Source organism: Pseudomonas sp. B14-6 (assembly GCF_013260315.1).
Lineage (GTDB): Bacteria > Pseudomonadota > Gammaproteobacteria > Pseudomonadales > Pseudomonadaceae > Aquipseudomonas > Aquipseudomonas mandelii.
Window position 1 is genome coordinate 4,600,786 of the sequence record NZ_CP053929.1, and the last position, 18,999, is coordinate 4,619,784.

An 18,999-nucleotide genomic window follows, 5' to 3' on the forward strand; every position below is an offset into this window, starting at 1 on the left:
CAGCGGGAGCAAGCTCCCTCGCCACAGGGGTTGTGTCGCGCACCTTTTCAACTGTCCGGCTGAGACCTTCGGGTCCCTTTTTACTCTCTGCATCAACCTGTTTTCATGACAGTTTTGTTTCAATCACTTCTTTAGCTATGCGATGCTGGCGCCCAGACCGTTAGCCAACTACAGCTTAAGTACAGAACGTAGAACGTCGCGCGGCACCGTCAACTTGCCCCTCTGGGGCGCTACCACCACAGGGGGCCTGCATGCTCACCCTGCTCAATTTGTTATCGGCCGTGGCCTTGTTGATCTGGGGCACGCACATCGTCCGAACCGGCATCTTGCGGGTCTACGGTTCCAATCTGCGCCATGTGATCGGCCAGAACATGTCCAAACGCTGGCTCGCGTTCATCTCGGGGATCGTCGTTACCGCGATGGTCCAGAGCAGCAACGCCACGGCCATGCTCGTCACATCCTTCGTCGGTCAGGGCCTGATGGCGCTGACGCCCGCCCTGGCAACGATGCTCGGCGCGGATGTCGGTACGGCGCTGATGGCGCGGGTGCTGACGTTTGATTTGTCGTGGCTGTCGCCGCTGCTGATTTTTCTCGGGGTGATTTTCTTCCTGTCCCGCAAGCAGACCCGTCTGGGACAGATGGGTCGCGTCAGCATCGGTCTTGGGCTGATCATCCTGGCGCTGCAACTGATCGTCGAATCCGCCGCGCCGATTACCCAGGCGCAGGGCGTGAAAGTGATTTTCGCCTCATTGACCGGCGATATCCTGCTGGACGCCCTGGTCGGCGCGTTGTTCGCGATGGTTTCCTACTCCAGCCTGGCCGCCGTGCTGCTGACCGCGACCCTGGCTGGCGCCGGCGTGATCAGTCTGCCGGTGGCGATCGGCCTGGTGATCGGTGCCAACATCGGCAGTGGCATCCTTGCGTTCCTCAGCACCAGCATGCAAAACGCCGCCGGGCGTCAGGTGGCGCTCGGCAGCCTGCTGTACAAACTGATCGGCCTGCTGCTGATCATTCCGGTGCTGGACCCGTTGGTGCACTGGATCGACAGCCTCGATTTCAGTCCTCAGGAAATGGTCATTGGCTTCCACCTGCTCTACAACACCGCGCGCTGCCTGATCCTGTTGCCCAGCGTCGGCCCGATGGCCAGGCTTTGCGCGTGGCTGCTGCCGGAGCGGCCGGAGCTCAACGGCACGGCGAAACCCCGCCACCTTGATCCGACCGCGCTGGTCACCCCCAGCCTGGCATTGGCCAACGCTGCGCGAGAAACCCTGCGCATGGGCGATCTGATCGACAACATGCTCGAAGCAATGCTCGACGTGCTGCGTGGTAAACAATCCGCCATCACCCAGGAAATGCGCAAACTGACGGATGATGTCGAAGCGCTCTACAGCGCCATCAAGCTTTACCTGGCGCAAATGCCCCGAGAAGATTTGAGCGACCAAGACAGCCGGCGTTGGGCGGAAATCATCGAACTGGCGATCAACCTCAAGCTGGCCAGCGATTTGATCGAACGCATGCTGCGCAAGGTGCAGCAGCAGAAAACCTCGCAGCGCCGGTCTTTTTCCGAGGTTGGTCTGGAAGAACTGGCCGGGTTGCACAGCCAGTTGATCTCCAACCTGCGTTTGGGTTTGTCGGTATTTCTCAGTGCCGACAAGGAAAGTGCCCGCCAGCTTCTGCGTGAGAAACGTCGCTTTCGCGCACAGGAACGCCGCCTGGCCCATGCTCACGTCAGCCGTCTGCAACGTAAGATTGTGCAGAGTATCGAGACCAGTTCATTGCACCTGGAGCTGATCGCCGACATGAAGCGCTTGAACTCGCTGTTCTGCAGCAGCGCTTATGTGGTGCTGGAAACATCGGACACCGGTGCACTGGCGGTCGACGATATGGCCGACATCACGCATTCGCCTTGAACGTCTGGCGGTGTGGTCAGTCAGTAACAGTGGTTCCGGTTCAAGATCATCGCGAGCAGGCTCGCTTCCACATTTGAATTGTGGTGTTCACAAAACCAATGTGGGAGCGAGCCTGCTCACGATGGCTGCCTGGAAAGCGACACGGATCTCCAATCAGCCGTATGGAAGCTTGCTATGCGTTGTCTGCTGTTCGCCTGTCTGTTGCTTGGCTCATTTCCTTCGTTTGCCCTGGATCGTTTCCAGGTCGAGGGCTATACGCTGCCCAACGGTTTGCAATTACTGCTCAAACCCGGCACCGAGCGCGGGCACGTGGCGATTCGCCTGGTGGTCGGCGTAGGTCTGGATGATTTCAGCTGCGCCGACAAGGAGCTGCCGCATCTGCTCGAACACTTGTTGTTCAGCGGCATCGATGCAACCGGCGAAGGCGGCCTGGAAGAGCGCATGCAGGCGTTGGGCGGTGAGTGGAACGCGTTCACCAGCAACGCTGACACGACGTTCGTCATTGAAGCCCCGGCGAAAAACCAGCGCAAGGTGCTCGACCTGCTGCTGGCGCTGCTGACGCAGACCCGAATCGACGACAACGCCATCAACGCCGCCAAACAAGTGGTCGAGCGTGAGGACGGCGGCCATTACTCGCACTTGCAGCGCTGGCTGGATCGTCAGGACCTGGGCCACACCGCGAGCAATCAGCTGGCAGTGGAGCTGGGCCTTAAATGCCCCGAGCGCCCGGAAGTCGATAACCTGACTCGCGAGCAACTGGAGACGGTACGCAAGGCCTGGTACGCGCCCAATAACATGACGCTGATCGTGGTTGGCGAGCTCGACAAGTTGTTGCCGGCGTATCTGGAACGCTCCTATGGTGAACTTGAAGCGGTCGAGCCTACCGATCACCTGCCCTTGCCGGAAATCCAGGCCAGTGCCGCCCACGAACGAACGCTGAGCGATGGTTTCGTCGGCGGCGGCGCCAAGTTGCATTGGCTGGTGCCGGAACCGGTGCTGCAGGATCAGCACGACGAAACCTTCGACCTGCTCAAGGACTATCTGGACTGGGCGCTCTACCGCCAATTGCGCCTGTCCCACGGTTTGTCCTACGGCCCCTCGGCCGAGCGCGAGGTGTTTGGCGGGGTGGGCTTCATGAGCCTGAACGCCGACCTTGAGCGCGATGACGTGCCTAAGGCCCAGCAGGTGCTGGAGGATTTGAAGGCCGATTTGCTCAAGGACGGTCTCGACGCAAACACCTTCAACCGCCTCAAACAGGCCGCCATCGCCCGCCAGGCTTGGGCCGTGCAAGGCAACAGCGCGCTGGCCGATTACTACTGGAGCGCGCTGGGCGACTACCAGGACGGGCGTTTCGCCGCCCCGGCCAGGGAACTGCAAGGCGTGACGCTGGAAGAAGCGAACAAGGCCATGCGCGAGTTGCTCATGCAACCGGGGTATGTGCGGATCGAGAAGCCGCTGATGAGTTATGACCAGTTGATGTGGGCGATGGCCGGGGTGTTTGGATTGCTTGTCCTCGGGGTATTGGCTTGGCGAGTCCATCGCCGCCGGTAACTGGCCGCCCTGGCAGCAGGGCTTTTGTGGCGAGGGAGCTTGCTCCCGCTCGGCTGCGCAGCAGTCGTAAAACCGGTGCTTGCGCTCTACCTGATGACACGCAGTGTGCGGGTTTGGGGGCGCTTCGCACCCCAGCGGGAGCAAGCGCCCTCGCCACAATGTTGTATAGGGAAAACGGACGTATCCCCCTCGCCACGCCCCCGCCCGGGCGGTACTCTGTCGAGGATTTTTCCCACGACTATTGCGAACCGCCGAATGCCTACTCTGACCCTGTACGTCCAGCGCATCCTGGAATTGATGAAGCGCTATCCAGGGGTCATTGCGCTCGGTGGTTTTATCTCGGGAGTCGGCAGCTTCATCCTGGTGGATCGGCAACAGGGCCTGGCGACCTGGATCACCATCATCATGGTGCTCAGCTGGATCTGGCTGATGCTGGAAAACAGCCTGACCAAGTTGTTCACCAAACTCTTCAAGCGCGAAATCCCCCAGCCTTTGCTGCGTTACGCCACGCAGATGATCCACCAGGAAAGCCTGTTCTTCGTCCTGCCGTTCTTTTTCATCACCACGACCTGGAACAGTGGCCAGTTTTTCTTCACCGGTTTGCTGAGCATGGCGGCGTTGATTTCCATCATCGACCCGCTCTACTACAAATGGCTGGCACCCCGGCGCTGGGCGTTCCTGGCGTTGCACACGCTGACGCTGTTTGCCGCGCTGCTCACCGCCCTGCCCGTCATCCTGCACCTGACCACTTCGCAAAGCTTCAAACTGGCGCTGGGCACCGCTGTTTTACTGTCGTTCCCGAGCCTGGCCTCGATCTTCCCGATCCGCACGGTGCGCAACGCGTTGGCGATCCTGAGTATCACGCTGGGCATCGGTGCCCTCGGCTGGGTGCTGCGTTCCTGGGTGCCGCCGGCCACTTTATGGATGACCGACGTGGCGATCAGCACGCAAATGCAGGACCGCACACCCGGCAAGAGTCTGGACGAAGTCAGCGCCGAGCAGATCCGTGGGGACGGGTTGTACGCCTACACCGCCATCAACGCCCCGCGCGGCCTCGATGAGCGGATTTATCACGTGTGGCAGTTCAACGGTAAAGAGGTCGACCGTATCCCGCTGGACATCCACGGCGGACGCAAGGAAGGCTACCGTGCCTGGACCCACAAGCAGAATTTCCCGGGCAATCCTGCCGGTAAATGGCAAGTGCGGGTGCTGACCGAGGATGGCCAGGTCATCGGCGTGCTGCGCTTCAAGATCACGGACAGCACACCGATCAAAGAAAAGTAATCCGGTTCGTGCTATTACGTAGCGCTGCGCTAATAGCCGAACAAGCACGGAGCTTATGACCAGCAGCACAATGGCCGGCAATGCCCAGCTAGATGTCTCTCACTCCCCTGCTCAACTGCGGGTCACGGGTGACTGGACGCTCGCCCACTACGCCGATCTCAAGCACCTGAGCGAAAAGCTCCGCGGCCAATACGACGACAGCACGCACATCGACCTCAATGGCCTCGGTGCGCTCGATACCGCCGGGGCGTCGTTGTTGGTGGAATTGCTCGGGTCCGAGCGTCTGGGGCGATCCGCCGAACACCCTGATTGCACCCTCTCTTCTGCAGACCGTGCCTTGTTGCAGACGGTTTATTGCTCGCTCAGCGACTTCTGCGTACCGGTCAAGGAACCGGAGATCAGTGTCGGCATTCAACTGCTGACCCGCATTGGCCGGGCAGTCGACACCGTCTGGCAGGACACCCTGCAACTGCTGGGCTTCGTCGGCCTGATCCTCGAAACCATTGCCCGCAATCTGTTTCGTCCCAAGCGCTGGCGCATCACGCCCATGGTCGCGCACATCGAACAGACTGGCCTCGACGCCGCGCCCATCGTCGCCCTGCTGACCTTTCTGGTCGGTGCGGTGGTGGCGTTTCTCGGGGCGACGGTGCTGGCCAGCTTCGGTGCGAGTATTTTTACCGTGGACCTGGTGGCGTTCTCCTTCCTGCGAGAGTTCGGTGTGTTGCTGACCGCGATTCTGATGGCCGGCCGCACCGCCAGTGCGTTCACCGCGCAAATCGGTTCGATGAAGGCTAACGAAGAAATCGACGCGATCCGCACACTGGGCCTCGACCCGATGGAATTGCTCGTGGTGCCACGGGTGCTGGCGCTGCTGGTGGCGTTGCCGATGCTGACCTTCCTGGCCATGCTCTCGGGGATCATCGGCGGTGGCGTGGTCTGCGCCGTGTCGCTGGGTATCTCGCCGGCGATGTTCTTGTCGCTGCTGCAAACCGATATCGGCGTTCAGCACTTTCTGGTGGGGATCGTCAAAGCGCCGATCTTCGCGTTCCTGATCGCTGCAATCGGTTGCCTCGAAGGCTTCAAGGTCAGTGGCAGCGCTGAGTCCGTGGGCGCGCACACCACGTCGAGTGTGGTGCAGTCGATTTTCGTGGTGATCGTGCTCGATGCCGTGGCCGCGCTGTTTTTCATGGAGATGGGCTGGTGAGTCGTTTACCCCGAGCGCCCTCCGAGGCGGTGATCGAAGTCCGTGGGCTGTGCAATCGCTTCGGCAACCAGAGCGTGCACGAAAACCTCGACCTCGATTTATACAAAGGTGAAATCCTTGCCGTGGTCGGCGGTTCCGGCAGCGGAAAATCGGTGCTGCTGCGCAGCATCGTCGGCTTGCGCCAGCCCAGCGAGGGTGTGGTGAAGGTCTTTGGCAAGAACCTGCCGACGCTGCCCGAACATGAACGCTCGATGGTCGAACGGCGTTTCGGCGTGCTGTTCCAGAAAGGCGCCCTGTTTTCTTCGCTGACCGTGACCGAGAACGTCGCCCTGCCCCTGATCGAACACGCCGGCCTGAGCCGTGAAGACGCCGAGCATCTGGCGGCGGTGAAACTGGCGTTGGCCGGGTTGCCGCTGTCGGCGGCGGACAAATACCCTGCCTCGCTGTCTGGCGGCATGATCAAGCGCGCGGCGCTGGCCCGGGCGTTGGCGCTGGACCCGGACATTCTGTTTCTCGACGAACCCACCGCCGGCCTCGACCCGATTGGCGCCGCAGCCTTTGATCAATTGATCCTGACGTTGCGCGATGCGTTGGGCCTGAGTGTGTTTCTGGTGACCCATGACCTCGACACGCTCTACACCATCACCGACCGGGTGGCGGTGCTGGCGCAGAAAAAGGTGCTGGTGGCGGACGCCATCGACAAGGTCTCGGAAACCGACGACCCGTGGATTCACGAATACTTCCATGGCCCTCGCGGCCGCGCGGCGCTGACCGCCGCTCAACAGTTGAAAGAGGTCTGACATGGAAACCCGAGCCCATCATGTATTGATCGGCCTGTTCACCGTGATTGTGGTGGCAGGTGCCCTGCTCTTCGGCCTGTGGCTGGCCAAGTCCAGTGTCGACACCGAGTTCAAGGATTACGAAGTCGTCTTCAACGAGGCGGTCAGTGGCTTGTCCAAGGGCAGCGCCGTGCAGTACAGCGGGATCAAGGTCGGTGATGTGGTGACGTTGCGCCTGGACCCGAAAGACCCGCGCCGGGTGCTGGCGCGGATTCGCCTGGGCGGCGATACGCCGATCAAGGAAGACACCCGGGCCATCCTGGCGCTGACCGGGATCACCGGCACATCGATCATTCAACTCAGTGGCGGTACGCCGCAAAGCCCGACCCTCAAAGGCAAGGACGGCCATCTCCCGGTGATTGTCGCTTCACCCTCGCCTATCGCTCGCTTGCTCAATGACAGCGGCGACCTGATGGCTGGTGTGAACACACTGATGCATAACGCCAACCTGATGTTTTCCACGGAGAACGTCGAGCGCATCAGCAAGACGCTGGAGCACCTGGAACAGACCACCGGGACCATCGCCGACCAGCGCGGTGATATTCGTCAGGCGATGCAGCAACTGGCGTCGGTCGGCAAGCAGGCTGGCGCCATGCTGGAACAGACGTCGACGCTGATGCGCAATGCCAACGGCTTGCTCAACGATCAGGGCAAGCAGATGTTCGGCAGCGCCGAGCAGGCGATGAAATCACTGGAACAAAGCAGCGCGACCATCAACAAGTTGCTCACGACCAACCAGGATTCCCTGAACAGCGGCTTGCAGGGCCTCAATGGCCTGGCGCCAGCGGTGCGCGAGCTGCGCGACACCCTGACGTCGTTGCGAGCCATCTCCCAGCGCCTGGAAGCCAACCCCAGCGGTTATTTGCTGGGCAATGACAAGAACAAGGAGTTCACACCATGAAGCTTGCGACCTTCGCCCTCCTCGCCAGCTTCACGTTGGTCAGCGCCTGCTCGATCCTGCCCAAGTCCGAGCCCTCCGATGTCTATCGCTTGCCGTCGGCCCAGAGCAGCGTTTCGGCCAGCCACGGCACGCCGCAAGGCTGGTCGCTGCGCCTGACCAAGCCGCAGGCCAGCGAAGCGTTGAACAGCCCGAAAATCGCCGTGATCCCGCAAGGTGATCTGATCAGCAGCTACACCGCCTCGCGCTGGAGTGATCCAGCGCCGGTGTTGCTGCGTAATCGGTTGCTGGATGGTTTCCAGCGGGACGGTCGAGTGCCGCTGCTGAGCACGGATGACAGCAACTTCCAGGCAGATCTGGAGTTGGGCGGGAGCCTGCAAGCATTTCAGACTGAGTACCAAGGCACCACTGCGAGCGTGGTCGTGCGGCTGGATGCCTTGCTGGTGCGCGGGTATGACCAGCGCATCCTCGCCAGCCGCCGCTTTGAAGTGCGTCAGCCATTGGGCGATGTGAAAGTGCCGGCGGTGGTGGCCGGATTTGGCCAGGCGAGTGATCAGTTGACGGCGCAGGTGGTGGCTTGGACGGTAGAGCAAGGCCAGAAAGTCGCCCTTAAAGCCAACACGGGACCCCTGTAGGCGTAAGCCTGCTCGCGATAGCGGTAAATCAGTCACCACTAATGTCGACTGTCACACCGCTATCGCGAGCAGGCTTGCTCCCACAGGGGATCGTTGGTTAACCGAAGAACCAGTAGCAAACGCCGATGGCGCCCAGTACGCCAGCAAACTCCGCCAGCAACGCACACCCCACCGCGTGCCGCGCCCGCTGGATGCCCACCGCGCCGAAGTACACCGCCAGCACATAGAATGTCGTTTCCGTACTGCCCTGGACCGTCGCCGCCACCAGCGCCGGGAAGCTGTCCACGCCAGAGGTCTTCATCGTTTCGATCAGCATCGCCCGCGCGGCGCTGCCGGAGAACGGTTTGACCATCGCCGTCGGCAGTGCGTCGACGAAGCGCGTGTCCCAACCGGCCCACTCCACCAGATGCCGAATCCCGTCCAGACCAAAATCCAATGCCCCGGACGCCCGCAGTACACCGACGGCGCAAAGCATCGCCACCAGATACGGCAGCAGGTTCTTGGCCACGTCGAAGCCCTCCTTGGCGCCTTCGACGAACGCTTCGTAGACCTTCACTTTGCGCAATGCGCCAACCACCAGAAACAGCATGATCAACCCGAACAGCGTCAGGTTGCCGAGGATCGATGACAGGCCGGCCAGAGCGGTCGCCGAGAGCGTCGCCAGCAGCGCCATGAAGCCACCGAGGGCCAAGGCACCGGGAATCAGATACGCGAGCACCACGGGGTCCCACAGTCGCAGACGTTGCATGAACGCCACCGACAGCAGGCCCACCAGTGTCGAGCAGCTGGTTGCCAGCAAAATCGGCAAGAACACCAGCGTCGGATCGGGCGCACCTTGCTGGGCGCGGTACATGAAGATCGTCACCGGCAGCAGGGTCAGGGAGGAGGCGTTGAGGACCAGGAACAGGATCTGCGCATTGCTGGCGATGGTGGCGCTGGGGTTGAGTTCTTGCAGCGCCTTCATGGCTTTGAGGCCGATTGGCGTGGCGGCGTTGTCCAGGCCCAGGCCGTTGGCGGCAAAGTTCAGCGTGATCAGGCCGATGGCCGGGTGACCGGCCGGCACTTCCGGCATCAGGCGCAAAAACAAGGGGCCCAGCGCCTTGGCCAGCCATTCGACGATCCCGGCCTTCTCGGCAATTCGCAGAAAGCCCAGCCAGAGGGTCAGGGTGCCGAACAGCAGGACCATGACTTCGACCGATAACTTGGCCATGGCGAAAATGCTTTCCACCATCGCCGCGAAGATCCCGGCGTTACCGCCGATCAGCCATTGCGCCAGTGCCGAAACGGCAGCCACGATGAAAAAGCCAAGCCACAGGCCATTGAGCACAGTTAAATCCCCCGAAGAATGCCGCGAATGATAGCGGGGTGTGCAGAAACGACAAACCCCGGATTTCTCCGGGGTTTGTTTGTTCGGCTTACACCGGACCTTTGTAGGAGTGAGCCTGCTCGCGATGGGGGCGGCACATCCAACATCTCTGTTGTTTGATGCACCGCTATCGCGAGCAGGCTCACTCCTGCAAGGTTTTGCGTTAGTTCTTGGAAACCTCGCCAACTGGCAGCTTTTCCTTGCTGCGCCAGTGCGGCAGCGAGTTCCAGTAGCGTTGGCCCTTGGCGTCGTCGTACATGCCTTCCCAGCGGGAGATGACCAGCACGGCCAAGGCATTGCCGATCACGTTCAAGGCAGTACGCGCCATGTCCATGATGCGGTCTACACCGGCGATGAAGGCCAGGCCTTCCAGCGGAATACCCACGCTGCCCAAGGTGGCCAGCAGCACTACGAAGGACACGCCCGGTACGCCGGCGATGCCTTTGGACGTCACCATCAGGGTCAGCACCAGCAGCAATTGCTGGCTGATCGACAGGTCGATGCCGTACAGCTGGGCAATGAAGATCGCCGCGATGCTCTGGTACAGGGTCGAGCCGTCGAGGTTGAACGAGTAACCGGTCGGCACCACGAAGCTGCAAATGGCTTTCGGCGCGCCGTAGGCTTCCATCTTCTCGATCACGCGCGGCAGCACGGTTTCGGAACTGGCGGTGGAGTAGGCCAGCACCAGCTCATCCTTGAAGATGCGCATCAGCTTGATCACCGAGAAGCCAAACATCCTGGCAATCAGGCCGAGAATGACAAAGGCGAAGAAAGCGATGGCGACGTAAACCAGGATCACCAGTTTGGCCAGCGGTATCAGAGAAGCGAAACCGAAGTTGGCCACGGTCACCGCGATCAGTGCGAACACGCCGATCGGGGCATAGTTCATGATCATGTGGGTGACTTTGAACATGCTCTCGGATACGCCCTGGAACATCTTCACCAGCGGCTCGCGCAGGTCCGATTGCAGGCTCGACAGACCGAGGCCGAACAATACGGAGAAGAAGATGATCGGCAGCATTTCGCCACGGGCCATGGCCGCGAAGATGTTCGACGGGATCAGGTTGAGGATAGTTTCGATGAACGCATGTTCATGCTGAACCTCGGCAGCTGTGGCCTGGTACTTGGAAATATCCACCGTACCCAGGGTGCTCATGTCGATGCCGGTGCCCGGATGGAACACGTTGGCCAGCACCAGACCGACCACGATGGCGATGGTGGTGACGATCTCGAAGTAAATGATGGTCTTGAGGCCGATACGCCCGAGTTTCTTCGCATCGCCTACGCCAGCGATGCCGACGATCAACGAGGAGATGACGATCGGGATCACGATCATCTTGATCAGACGGATAAAGATATCGCCTGCCGGTTGCAGGACGTTGCTGATCCACCAGGCTTTTTCGGCACTGAAATGGTTGAGCAGCGCACCGATTGCTATCCCCAGAACCAGACCGATGAGGATCTGCCAGGCGAGGCTGAGCTTTGCCTTCTTCATATCTTTACCCTTACTTGCGTTTGACTCAGGCGAATGCAAGAACTGGAACGCTCGTGGCGAAAAAGTCTGCGCATCTGCCCCCGTATAAGGTGCCCCGGAGCGCTTTGTTTCGGCTCTCTGGCAGGCGAAAAAAGGCGCAACTATTCCGATGCAAGGATGCGACGTCTAATGCCGTAAACGCCTACCCTATGCCGAATCGGCATGAGCTTTTTTAATTGAAACTCGCGTCCCAACCGGTTCGAATACGACATTTCGGCAGGCATAAGTGCCGTGAACCGGCCATTTCAGAGGAGGTTGGTTGTTTTTTAAACAGTTGAATTCATGACGAAATTTCGGAAAAAGCCTACGTTTGGCAGCGAAAACTCTTCTGCCGAAAGTCGAAGGTTTCTCGATATACGGTCGTGAAGAAACACCGCGAAACGGTTTTGTGGGGAATATGCAGCAGGGGGAATAGGGTGCAGTGCTCTAGATCAACGCTTTGCACGTTGAAGCTCTTCGCAAGTCCGTCCAGCCACTCTGGGCTGGCGAACTTGCGTCGCAGCTTTATTACCTGACCCGGCCCTTGCGCAGACACTCCATGTGCCCGTAGGTCACTCCGACCCTGAAACAGTCAGAACGTCCCGACCCCTTGGTCATGCGTCTACCTTCCTCGGGTAGCGCACTGGAAAGAAGCGATGCTGCTCCTTTCGTGTTTCAAACTCAGTACCAGTTCGGATCTTTCTTGAGCTGTTCCATCAACATGTCCTGCATGCCTTGGTTCGGTTTCCCGAGGAAGCGGTAGTCGGCATGTCGCGTTGGCGACTTGTCGGCCGGCAATCCTGCAGGTACTTCGACCAGCATGGCGTAGGCGTCCTGTTTGTCGAAGCTGAAAGCCACGATCAAGCGCTTGCTCAGGCACGTCGGTTGCGTTTCGCAAAGCGGCCCGACCAGGTACTTGTCGCCATCCTCTTCAACAGCATTCATTTGCTCGGCATCGCCAGACAGGTTCATCACCCATTCCGGCAGTCGTTCTTCCTTTTTAACGACTTTAGTCCACGTTTCACGGTACTGCGGGTCCGAATTCAATAATTCGCTGGCCCGCGTCTGGCCGTCATTGGCCGCCATCGCCATGGCACTACCGCCCAGAAGCAGGGCGGCTGCCAGTGTCTTTAACAAAACGCTCATGTTCAGCCTCGACCGCGACGGCCAAAGAAGAAGGAAGCAATAAACATCACCAGGAACACGACAAAGAGAATCTTGGCGATACCCGTGGCGGTGCCCGCGATACCACCGAAGCCCAGTACTGCAGCAATGATGGCAATGATCAAGAATGTGATTGCCCAGCTCAACATGGTGATTCTCCTTACGCTTCTATATTAGAGGTGCAGCTTGTGTTGCTTTTCCCGGCGCATTGAGCGCGCCAAGTCCGGTTGCTCAGAACACCCAACGTTCCTGACGGGGCATCTCATCCACAGGCTGCGCCTGGTCGACGTCCATCATTCGCATCGGTGCGAGGTCAGCCTGGCTGCTGCTGACGGCGCTGAAATGGGTCTGGGTAGCACGTTGAATCGACAGGTGCGGAGCCTCTGGTTGCTGGCTCTGTTCCCAAAGCAAAAACTGCTGACCTGCGATCAGCGTGATCAGCAGCGCCAGAATGCCAAACAGTCCTTGTTGGATATGCAAAGGCGAGATACGCAATTGGGCGACACGTTGGCGATTCATCCTGAAACTCCTCCCACTCTGGTGGTGATCTTGTTTAGTGGGCGTCGATTCAAAATGGCCCTGGTTATCTAGACTATTGCAGCCTGCATGCCAGCTTTTTCAAAGAAAAAAATCGTTTTAAATCAATATGTTAGATCTGACGTATAAATCATGACGGACGCATCCTGCACGATGGGCCGTGCAGGGTCGTGCGTATTGCACGATCGTTTCCCGGCAACTTTGATTATTTTTGAATTGAGAGGAGAGCGCGGATGTCAGAAAAGAACGCAGGTAATCGCCTCAACGGCGATTTTTGTGCAAAAAACCAGAGAAATCAGTCCATTAGCTAATGGATGAGTAGAGAGCTACCCTGCCATGGCCGGAATGGATCAGAATCAACCATGCAACTTGCCCGATTTTTCCGGGACTAACTCAAGATCATTCATTAAAGGAGCGCAGGAACATGGAATCAGCCACTGAGCATCAAGGCCGCATTCTGCTGGTGGATGACGAATCCGCCATTCTGCGAACCTTCCGCTATTGCCTTGAAGATGAAGGCTATAGCGTCGCCACCGCGAACAGTGCAGCGCAGGCCGATGCGTTGCTGCAACGTCAGGTGTTTGATCTGTGCTTCCTCGATCTGCGCCTGGGTGAAGACAATGGCCTGGATGTGCTGGCTCAGATGCGCATTCAGGCACCCTGGATGCGGGTGGTGATCGTCACCGCTCACTCGGCTGTCGACACCGCCGTGGATGCGATCCAGGCCGGTGCCGCCGACTACCTCGTCAAACCTTGCAGCCCCGACCAGTTGCGTCTGGCCACCGCCAAACAGCTGGAAGTTCGGCAACTCTCGGCACGGCTGGAAGCCCTTGAAGGCGAAGTGCGTAAACCCAAGGACGGACTGGATTCCCATAGCCCGGCCATGAAAGTGGTTCTCGAAACCGCACGGCAGGTCGCCAGCACTGACGCCAACATTCTGATTCTCGGCGAGTCCGGTACCGGTAAAGGTGAACTGTCCCAAGCCATCCACGGTTGGAGCAAACGCCAGAAGAAATCCTGCGTCACCATCAACTGCCCGTCGCTGACGGCGGAATTGATGGAAAGTGAACTCTTCGGCCACAGCCGAGGCGCCTTCACCGGTGCCAGCGAAAGCACCTTGGGTCGGGTCAATCAAGCGGACGGCGGCACCTTGTTTCTCGACGAGATCGGCGACTTTCCCCTGACGTTGCAACCCAAGTTGCTGCGTTTTATCCAGGATAAGGAATACGAGCGCGTGGGTGATCCCGTGACCCGCCGCGCCGATGTGCGCATCCTCGCCGCGACCAACCTGAACCTCGAGGATATGGTGCGCGACGGCCGTTTCCGTGAAGACCTGCTCTATCGCCTGAACGTCATCACCTTGCACTTGCCGCCACTGCGCGAGCGCCGGGAGGACATTCTGAACCTGGCCGACCGTTTCCTGGCGCGTTTCGTCAAGGAGTACGCGCGTCCGGCACGTGGCTTTAGCGACGAGGCTCGCGAAGCGTTGCTGGGTTACCGCTGGCCCGGCAACATCCGCGAACTGCGTAACGTGGTGGAGCGGGCGAGCATTATCTGCCCTCAGGAACGGGTTGAGATCAGCCACTTGGGCATGGCCGAGACCCCGACCAACAACGCCCCCCGAATCGGTGCGGCGTTGAGCCTGGATGAATTGGAGAAAGCCCACATCGGTGCCGTCCTCGCCACCGCCGATACCCTCGATCAGGCGGCCAAGACACTTGGCATCGATGCCTCGACCCTGTATCGCAAACGCAAGCAATACAACCTGTGAGCCGGCAATGAAACTGGCGATGAAGCTGCGTACTCGGCTGTTCCTGAGTATTTCGGCGCTGATTACCGTGGCGCTGCTCGGGCTCTTGCTCGGGCTGGTCAGCGTGATGCAGATGGCTGGCACCCAGGAAGTGCTGGTTCGCAACAACTTTGTCACGCTGGACCTGGGCTTGAAATTGCGTCAGGCCTTGGGCGATCAACTGATGATCATGATCGACGAAAATCCCGATCCCGCAGCGTTCCAGGCCTCCAGGCAGCACTACCTCGAGCTGCTTGACGAAGGCATTTCCCTTCAGCAATCCGGCAATGGCGGCTACGGTTTCACACAGGCGAAGGCTGACTACCTCGACTTTCTTCAGGCCTACGATCAAACACCAGCCTCGGCGCCCGTATTGACCGGCAACGAGGCGCTGTTGGAAAAATTCAATACCCTTCGCAGCGGTCTCGTCTCCGAACAAAAGCGTTCCCTGGATAACATCAATGACATCGAACGCCAGGCCCGGGAACGCGCGTTGCTGATTGCCGGGCTGCTCGGTTTGATAGGGCTGGCCGTGCTGATCATCGGGTTCGTGACCGCCCATGCAATCGCCCGGCGGTTTGGCGCTCCGATTGAAGCGTTGGTCCAGGCTGCCGACGACATCGGCCAGGGTAATTTCGAGGTGACACTGCCGGTTTCCTCCGCCGAGGAAATGAACCAGCTGACCAAGCGCTTCGGCATCATGGCAGAGGCGCTGCGTGAGCATCAGGCGATGAACATCGACGAGCTGCTCGCCGGTCAGCAGCGTTTGCAAGCGGTACTCGACAGCATCGACGATGGGTTGTTGATGATCGATCGCGAAGGGCATCTGGAACACCTCAACCCCGTGGCCCAGCGTCAGTTGGGGTGGGACACCGACCGACTCGGTCAAGGGCTGGGCACAGCGCTCGATCGTCCTGAACTGGATGAGCAGCTGCAATTGGTGCTGCGCGGCGGAACCCTGGAGCGGGCGCCGGAAGACCTGAGTATTGAGGTCGACGGTGAGTCGAGGTTACTGACGTACAGCCTGACGCCTGTCAGCCATACGCAGGGCCACATTCTTGGCGCCGTGATGGTGCTGCATGACGTCACAGAACAGCGTGCATTCGAACGGGTGCGCAGCGAGTTCGTCTTGCGCGCCTCCCATGAGTTGCGCACCCCGGTGACCGGGATGCACATGGCCTTCGGGCTGTTCCGCGAACGGGCGAAATTTCCTGAAGACTCTCGCGAAGCCGATTTACTGGACACCGTGAACGAAGAAATGCAGCGCTTGATGCAGCTGATCAACGACCTGCTGAATTTCTCGCGCTACCAAAACGGGTTGCAGAAACTCACGCTGGCGCCTTGTTCCATTGAAGAGTTACTGGAACAGGCTCAGGCACGCTTTGCCGGGGCTGCGGCGCAGAAGGGTATTGAGCTGCGGGTGGAAGTGCAGGGGCCGTTACCCCGATTGCAGGCCGACCAGGCGCAATTGGACCGGGTGCTCGATAACCTGATCGATAACGCATTGCGTCATACCGCCCAGGATGGACTGATACGTTTGCAGGCGCGGCGCCATGGCGAGCGAGTGATCATCAGCGTTGAAGACAACGGTGAAGGCATTGCCTACGGTCAGCAGGGGCGGATCTTCGAGCCCTTCGTCCAGGTCGGACGCAAGAAGGGCGGTGCCGGGCTTGGTTTGGCGTTGTGCAAGGAAATCGTGCAGTTGCATGGCGGGAGAATGGGCGTTTATTCGCGGCCGGGACAGGGCACGCAGTTCTACATGGCGCTGGCGGTGTAGACCCAGCAGTCTGCTCAGGCTTCATCATCCAGGCGTCGATTGCTCAATCGGCGCCCACGGGTAATCAGTTCGATGAACTGCACGGCGCTCAGTGCATGGGCGAACAGCCAGCCCTGACCATACTTGACGCCTTCGCTGCTCAGAAACGCCGCTTGGGCTTCGTGTTCTATGCCCTCGGCAATCACCCTGAGTTGCAGGGCCTGGGCCATATGAATGATGTGCGGTGCCACGCCGCTGCTGGCGGCATCATGGCCCAGCGCATCAATGAACGCCTTGTCGATTTTCAGGCAGTCCACCGGCAGGGTTTGCAGGTAGGCGAGGCTGCAATAGCCCGTGCCGAAATCATCGATCAGGACCTGATGCCCGACATCGCGCAAGGCTTGCAGGTTTTCCCTGGCCACCACTACATCGATCAAGCCCCGCTCAGTCACCTCAAAAGCAATCTGCTTTGCCGCGACCCGGTGCAAGGTCAGCAGGCGTGCCATCACCTGGCCGATACGCGGCACCATGACGTCGCAAGCTGCAAGGTTGACGGAGATGTACAACTGCGGATTGGCGCGTAGCAGTTGCCCCAGTTGTTCGAGAAGTCGCTGCAATACGAAGTCGGTCATCTGGCGGATCTGGCCGGTGTTTTCCGCCATCGGGATAAACAGGTCGGGGCTGGTCAGCGTGCCGTCCGGCCTTCGCCAGCGCAGCAAGGCTTCGGCCCCGACACAGTTGCGGCTGTCGAGATCGAAGATCGGCTGATACAACACCTGCAATTCGCCCCGTCGAATGGCGCCGTTCAGTTCAGCGTCCAGTGACTGACGCTGGCGCACCAGCAGAAACACCATGAAACCGACCAAGGCACTCAGCGCCAGACTGGCCGGCAGCAGCCACCACCACACGGCTGGCACATGCATGTTCGTGCGTGGGGTGATCAGCACCAATTGGTATTCGGGGTTGTTGGTGGGCATGCGGTAAATCAAGCGGGTTTGTGTCACCTGCAGCGCATCGCGGCTTTCCAGGGGCCAGAACTCCGTGGGCGGCCAGGCCTGTGCGGCACCGAGGACAGGAATCGCACGAGTGCCATGGGAGAGCACCACGAGCAGGCTACTGCCCGGGGATAGATCGACCATGTCGGTCAAATGGCCACGAGAGGTAGCGACCCGAAAGTTGCCGCGTCCCAGCATCAGCGCAGCACGGTTTTCATCGGGCTCGGTGGTGGTGTTCAGCCAGTAGCTGTAGGTGGGGCCCTTGATGTCCGGTGGTCGACTCAGCGACAGCCCTTCCTGGCGAGGGCGATTCGAGCAAATCCGCGAGGCGTCCATATAGGCAGCTTCATAAACGAATCGGTAATTGAAGCTGACCTGTTGCAAGGTTGCGATCATTTCATCATCGCAGCCACGCAGGGGTTGGGCTTCCAGATCGTCGAGGCTTTCGCGTAGCTGCCCGAATAGCTGTTCAAGCCGGGCGAGGAAACGCTCGCCCTGGGCATTCATTTCCTGGCTTTCCCGCTGCTCCACTTGATGCATCGCCAGAAACAGGCTGGCGGTCATCAATAGCGTTGCACTCAAGGCAGCAGCCAGCGTCGCCAAAAACCAAGGGCGATAGAACCAGCTACGGAGCGTCTCTCGAGCTACAGCCATTATGGATATCCGAAGAATTACCAATGAGTTATAGCTGCTGATTGAGAAAAAGCCCTTACCGTCGGGCGGCCGTCATTATTTTGTCTGATTCAAAACTTGTAGAAGCGCCGCCGTCTGAGCGTCAGGAGTGCCATCGAATCGAGCGGGGCGGAAATGCATTTGAAAGGCCGCCAGTACATGGCGCGTGGCGACATCAAGCTCGCCCGTTTGTGGCGTGGCATAACCCAGTCGGGCCAGTTGTCCCTGATACCAGCTGATGCTCGGCAGTTCTGCTGCGAACTGGGTTTGCTGGCGTGCGACGGCCTGCTCGTTTGGCCAGACGCCTATGCCTTCGCCGGCCAGGCGCTTCCAGGGGAACAGCGGGCCGGGATCGAGCTTGCGCAGCGGCGCGATGTCGCTGTGCCCGATGATGGAACGAGGGTTGATGTTGTAACGCTTGCTGATGTCTTTGAGCAGGAAGATCAGCGACTGAACCTGATCTTCACTGTAGGGATACCAAAGGCGGCCCGTCGGAGTGTCTTTGAAGCCAGGATTGACGATCTCGATGCCGATGGAGCTGGAGTTCAGCCAGGTCCGGCCTTGCCATTCGCTTTCGCCTGCGTGCCAGGACCGAAGATTTTCATCCATCAGCTTATAGATGGTGGCGCCTTTGTCGTCACCGATCAGGTAGTGACTGCTGACCTCGCCGTGGGTCAGCAATTGCAGGGAGCGCTCGAGGGAGGCGGAGGTGTAATGCACCACCACGAACTGAATACGACTGTCGTGATTGGCTGAAGGGTGGCTGGTGTCGATCCGCGGGCCGCTGGCACAACCGGCCAACAGGAGCAGCGACGTAAAGAAGGCAAGACATTTCATGGCAGGAGGCAGTACACGCAAGTCAGTAATGCAACAGTGTAACGTACTG

Annotated in this window: 16 protein-coding genes; 9 read left to right on the forward strand and 7 right to left on the reverse strand. The window is 59.6% G+C overall.

The window, feature by feature from the left end:
* Positions 1-251 precede the first annotated feature (251 nt).
* The 7 genes from HP062_RS21100 to HP062_RS21130 all read left to right on the forward strand — a co-directional run bounded on the left by HP062_RS21100 (position 252) and on the right by HP062_RS21130 (position 8,321).
* Positions 252-1,910 carry a Na/Pi cotransporter family protein gene (locus HP062_RS21100; protein WP_010465559.1) on the forward strand — a complete coding sequence of 553 codons (1,659 nt, stop codon included), beginning with the start codon at positions 252-254 and terminating at the stop codon, positions 1,908-1,910.
* A gap of 174 nt (positions 1,911-2,084) precedes the next feature.
* Positions 2,085-3,461: a pitrilysin family protein gene (locus HP062_RS21105; protein WP_154913680.1), complete on the forward strand. Its 1,377-nt coding sequence runs from the start codon at positions 2,085-2,087 to the stop codon at positions 3,459-3,461.
* A gap of 255 nt (positions 3,462-3,716) precedes the next feature.
* A complete protein-coding gene (locus HP062_RS21110) occupies positions 3,717-4,745 on the forward strand; it encodes a DUF5924 family protein (protein ID WP_010465563.1) in 1,029 nt (342 codons plus the stop codon).
* A 55-nt stretch (positions 4,746-4,800) separates the two neighbouring features.
* Complete coding sequence (locus HP062_RS21115; protein WP_010465565.1) at positions 4,801-5,949, forward strand: ABC transporter permease; 1,149 nt, start codon at positions 4,801-4,803, stop codon at positions 5,947-5,949.
* Entirely contained in the window at positions 5,946-6,749 is an 804-nt protein-coding gene (locus tag HP062_RS21120; RefSeq protein ID WP_172791977.1) for an ABC transporter ATP-binding protein, read from the forward strand. Before HP062_RS21115 ends, HP062_RS21120 begins: the two co-directional genes overlap by 4 nt.
* 1 nt (position 6,750) lies before the next feature.
* Positions 6,751-7,689: an MlaD family protein gene (locus tag HP062_RS21125; RefSeq protein WP_010465569.1), complete on the forward strand. Its 939-nt coding sequence runs from the start codon at positions 6,751-6,753 to the stop codon at positions 7,687-7,689.
* Complete coding sequence (locus HP062_RS21130; protein WP_172791978.1) at positions 7,686-8,321, forward strand: ABC-type transport auxiliary lipoprotein family protein; 636 nt, start codon at positions 7,686-7,688, stop codon at positions 8,319-8,321. The genes HP062_RS21125 and HP062_RS21130 overlap by 4 nt, the downstream gene beginning before the upstream one ends.
* Positions 8,322-8,418: 97 nt before the next feature.
* Here HP062_RS21130 and HP062_RS21135 read toward each other — a convergent pair whose 3' ends face one another.
* From HP062_RS21135 to HP062_RS21155, 5 genes are all read right to left on the reverse strand, one after another.
* Positions 8,419-9,648 carry a nucleoside recognition domain-containing protein gene (locus tag HP062_RS21135; protein ID WP_010465573.1) on the reverse strand — a complete coding sequence of 410 codons (1,230 nt, stop codon included), beginning with the start codon at positions 9,646-9,648 and terminating at the stop codon, positions 8,419-8,421.
* Between the two features lie 202 nt (positions 9,649-9,850).
* Positions 9,851-11,182 carry a glutamate/aspartate:proton symporter GltP gene (gltP, locus tag HP062_RS21140; RefSeq protein ID WP_010465575.1) on the reverse strand — a complete coding sequence of 444 codons (1,332 nt, stop codon included), beginning with the start codon at positions 11,180-11,182 and terminating at the stop codon, positions 9,851-9,853.
* Between the two features lie 699 nt (positions 11,183-11,881).
* On the reverse strand, positions 11,882-12,346 hold the full coding sequence (locus HP062_RS21145; RefSeq protein WP_102594694.1) for an inhibitor of vertebrate lysozyme family protein: 465 nt from the start codon (positions 12,344-12,346) through the stop codon (positions 11,882-11,884).
* 2 nt (positions 12,347-12,348) lie between these two features.
* Entirely contained in the window at positions 12,349-12,513 is a 165-nt protein-coding gene (locus HP062_RS21150) for a DUF1328 domain-containing protein (RefSeq protein WP_003177151.1), read from the reverse strand.
* An 82-nt stretch (positions 12,514-12,595) separates the two neighbouring features.
* Entirely contained in the window at positions 12,596-12,883 is a 288-nt protein-coding gene (locus tag HP062_RS21155; protein ID WP_010465600.1) for a hypothetical protein, read from the reverse strand.
* Between the two features lie 442 nt (positions 12,884-13,325).
* Here HP062_RS21155 and algB point away from each other — a divergent pair, with 442 nt between their 5' ends.
* Both algB and HP062_RS21165 read left to right on the forward strand, forming a co-directional pair.
* The gene (gene algB, locus HP062_RS21160) at positions 13,326-14,672 is read left to right on the forward strand and encodes a sigma-54-dependent response regulator transcription factor AlgB (RefSeq protein ID WP_010465602.1); all 1,347 of its coding nucleotides are present in this window, start codon (positions 13,326-13,328) and stop codon (positions 14,670-14,672) included.
* A 7-nt stretch (positions 14,673-14,679) separates the two neighbouring features.
* A complete protein-coding gene (locus HP062_RS21165; RefSeq protein WP_172791979.1) occupies positions 14,680-16,467 on the forward strand; it encodes an ATP-binding protein in 1,788 nt (595 codons plus the stop codon).
* A 14-nt stretch (positions 16,468-16,481) separates the two neighbouring features.
* Here the strand turns inward: HP062_RS21165 and HP062_RS21170 are convergent, their stop codons facing one another.
* On the reverse strand, positions 16,482-18,095 hold the full coding sequence (locus HP062_RS21170; protein WP_042932459.1) for an EAL domain-containing protein: 1,614 nt from the start codon (positions 18,093-18,095) through the stop codon (positions 16,482-16,484).
* 75 nt (positions 18,096-18,170) lie between these two features.
* A complete protein-coding gene (locus HP062_RS21175) occupies positions 18,171-18,950 on the reverse strand; it encodes an N-acetylmuramoyl-L-alanine amidase (protein ID WP_010465609.1) in 780 nt (259 codons plus the stop codon).
* Between the last annotated feature and the right edge of the window lie 49 nt (positions 18,951-18,999).